Origin of the sequence: Amycolatopsis ruanii (assembly GCF_003385175.1) — a bacterium.
In the GTDB taxonomy this organism is placed as follows: Bacteria; Actinomycetota; Actinomycetes; order Mycobacteriales; family Pseudonocardiaceae; genus Amycolatopsis_E; species Amycolatopsis_E thermalba.
Genome location: NZ_PQHY01000154.1, coordinates 1 through 3,149, shown reverse-complemented (window position 1 = coordinate 3,149; position 3,149 = coordinate 1). Strand labels below are relative to the sequence as shown.

Below are 3,149 nucleotides of genomic sequence, written 5' to 3'. Positions count from 1 at the left end.
CACAGAGTTTCGGTGGTCATGGCGGCAGGGAAACGCCCGGTCCCATTCCGAACCCGGAAGCTAAGCCTGCCAGCGCCGATGGTACTGCACCCCCGCGGGTGTGGGAGAGTAGGACACCGCCGAACACAATTTGATACTCGAGGCCCCGGTCGAGAACTGTAAAAGGTTCTCCCGGGGCCTCGAGCTTTTTGCCCGGTACTGCCCGAACAAGGCGGACAGCACCGGGCGATCAAGCCAGCAGAGCCTCCACATCGGCACGCAACGCGGCCATCGTCGCCGTCGCATCCACTCGCACCTCCGCCAACGCGGCGGCGTCCGCCACCGGCCGCGCCACCTGCAGGTAGCACTTCAGCTTCGGCTCGGTGCCCGACGGGCGGATCACCACCCGCACCCCGCCGTCGGCGATCCGCAACGCGTCGGTCTCCGGCAACAGATCCTCCATCTCCACGGCCAACCCGGCCAGCTCGGCCGGCGGCGTCTTCCGCAGACGCGCCATCAGCTGCCCGCGGACCGACAGATCCGTCACCCGCAACGACACCTGGTCCGTCACGTACACCCCGTGCGCGACGGCGAGCCGATCCAGCTCGTCGAGCAACGACCGGCCCTCGGCCTTCAGCTTCGCCGCCAGATCACACGCGAGCGTCGCCGCGGCGATGCCGTCCTTGTCCCGCACGAAGTCCGGGTTCACGCACAGCCCGAGCGCCTCCTCGTAGGCGAACACCAGCCCCGCACCGGAGCGGGTCAGCCACTTGAACCCGGTCAAGGTCTCCGCGTACCGGGCGCCGTGGGCGCGGGCGATCGCACCCAGCATCGACGCGGACACGATCGTCGTCGCCACCAGCGGGTCCGGGTTGCTGGTCGTGGACAGGACGTACTCGCCCAACAGCACCCCGGTCTCGTCCCCGCGGAGCATCCGCCACGTGCCTGCCGGGTCCGGGACGCCGACGGCACACCGGTCGGCGTCCGGGTCCAGGGCGATGGCGAGGTCGGCGTCCACCTCCGCGGCCAAGGCGAGCAGCAGATCGGTCGCGCCGGGCTCTTCCGGGTTGGGGAAGGACACCGTCGGGAAGTCCGCGTCCGGGTCGGACTGCTCGGGCACCAGGTGCACGTCGGTGAACCCGGCCCGGGACAGCGCCGCACGCAGGACGTCGGCGCCGACCCCGTGCAGCGCGGTCGCCGCGACCCGCAGATCGCGGTGCGGAGACCGCGGGACCTGCGACACCCGGTAGAGGTACTCGTCGAGGATCTCCTCCCCGAGCACCGTCGCCCCGGGCTTGCGGGGCACGCTGATCGCGCCCGGCGCGTCGGCGATCGCGGCTTCGATCTCGGCGTCGGCGGGCGGCACGATCTGGATCGCGGTGTCGTCGTAGAGCTTGTAGCCGTTGTCCGCGGGCGGGTTGTGGGACGCGGTGATCTGGATGCCGGCGGCCGCGCCGAGGTGTTTGGTCGCGAACGCCACCAGCGGTGTCGGCAGTGCCCGGGGCAGGACCCGCACGTCGAACCCCGCCGCGTGGAGGACCTCGGCCGCCGCCGCGGCGAACTCCGCCGAGCCGTGGCGGGCGTCCCGGCCGACGACCACGATCCGGCCGGCCTTGCCGTGCTCGGTCAGCCAGGCCGCGACCCCGGCCGTGGTGCGGACGACGACCGCGGTGTTCATGCCGTTCGGCCCCGCCCGGACGGGACCGCGCAGCCCGGCGGTGCCGAACTCGAGCGGGCCGGCCATCCGGTCGGCGAGGTCGTTCAACGCGTCCGGGGCACCGTTCATCGCGTCGGCGAGCACGGCCTGCAGTTCCTGCCGCGCGGCCGGGTCGACGTCGTCGGCGATCCAGCGGAACGCGCGGTCCCGGAGTTCCGGGTCGAGCCGGCTCATGCGCGCGCGACGAGCTGACGCAGCAGGGTGCCCATCTTCTCCGCCGACGCGCGTCCGGCCTCCAGGACCTCCTGGTGGCTCAGCGGTTCGCCGGTCATGCCCGCGGCGAGGTTGGTGACCAGGGACAGCCCGAACACCTCGACGCCGGCGGCGCGCGCGGCGATCGCTTCGAGCACGGTCGACATGCCGACCAGGTCGGCGCCGAGGGTGCGCAGCATGCGGATCTCGGCGGGGGTCTCGAAGTGGGGGCCGGGCAGGCCCGCGTAGACGCCCTCGGTCAGGCTCGGGTCGATCTGGCGCGCCAGGTCCCGCAGGCGGTGCGAGTACAGGTCGACCAGGTCGACGAAGTTCGCGCCGGTGATGGGGGAGGTCGAGGTCATGTTGAGGTGGTCGCAGATCAGCACCGGCTGGCCGACCTGGTAGTCGTCCCGCAGGCCACCCGCGGCGTTGGTGAGCAGGACGGACTTCACGCCCGCGGCGGCCGCGGTGCGTACGTTGTGCACGACGCGGCCCACGCCCTTGCCCTCGTAGAGGTGGGTGCGGCCGAGCAGCACCAGGGCACGCTTGCCGTCGACGTCCACCGAGCGGACGGTGCCGCCGTGCCCCACGGCGGTCGGGGTCTCGAAGCCGGGCAGCTCACCGAGCGGGATCTCCGCCTCGGGCTCGCCGATCACGTCCGCCGCGGGACGCCACCCGGAGCCGAGAACCACCGCGATGTCGTGCTTGGCGAAGCCGGTGCGCTCGGCGATGGTGGCGGCAGCAGCCGACGCCACATCTTGTTCGGTCATGGGAACATCCTCCCAGCGCCGCGCCACGCCGCGCGTTGAACCCAAGGTAGCTGGGTGGTCATCCCGTCGCCTGACACGTGACGATCACTTTGAGCCAGGCCCGCAACCCAGGCCGCCAACCGGCGGCCGACCATGCCAACCTTGCGGGCCTGGCTCAAAGTGATATGCACAAACCGCAGGCGACGGGATGACCACCCAGCGACCACCTCGCCAAGGTGACGTGACTGCATTCCCCGTCATCCCGGAGCCTGCCCGTCCGGCGAGGACATCTTTTGATCTTTTTTCTGCGCTTCGCGCAGGACAGCGCCTACGGCGCCAAAGGTCACCTTCCGACCACCCCCGCCCCCGATGCCTGATTGTGTTTCAGTCGCCGATCAGGCGTGTCAAGGCGGGAAAGAGTACCTTGACACGCCTGATCGGCGACCAAAAGCGGGCTGGGGATCGGGGGCGGGGGAGGTCTGGTTGGGGTAGTCGGTCCTGCTGCGTTGCCA

General features: G+C 71.1%; 2 protein-coding genes and 1 rRNA gene. 1 reads left to right on the top strand and 2 read right to left on the bottom strand.

Annotated features, from left to right (window positions below; all coding sequences use genetic code 11):
• Positions 1 to 8 precede the first annotated feature (8 nt).
• Positions 9 to 125 (top strand): 5S ribosomal RNA (gene rrf, locus D0D28_RS35225).
• 104 nt (positions 126 to 229) lie between these two features.
• Here rrf and D0D28_RS35220 read toward each other — a convergent pair.
• Both D0D28_RS35220 and D0D28_RS35215 read right to left on the bottom strand, forming a co-directional pair.
• Positions 230 to 1,870, bottom strand: coding sequence for a phospho-sugar mutase (locus D0D28_RS35220; RefSeq protein ID WP_116115523.1), 1,641 nt, complete (start codon positions 1,868 to 1,870; stop codon positions 230 to 232).
• Positions 1,867 to 2,658: a purine-nucleoside phosphorylase gene (locus D0D28_RS35215; RefSeq protein WP_094008927.1), complete on the bottom strand. Its 792-nt coding sequence runs from the start codon at positions 2,656 to 2,658 to the stop codon at positions 1,867 to 1,869. The genes D0D28_RS35220 and D0D28_RS35215 overlap by 4 nt, the downstream gene beginning before the upstream one ends.
• Between the last annotated feature and the right edge of the window lie 491 nt (positions 2,659 to 3,149).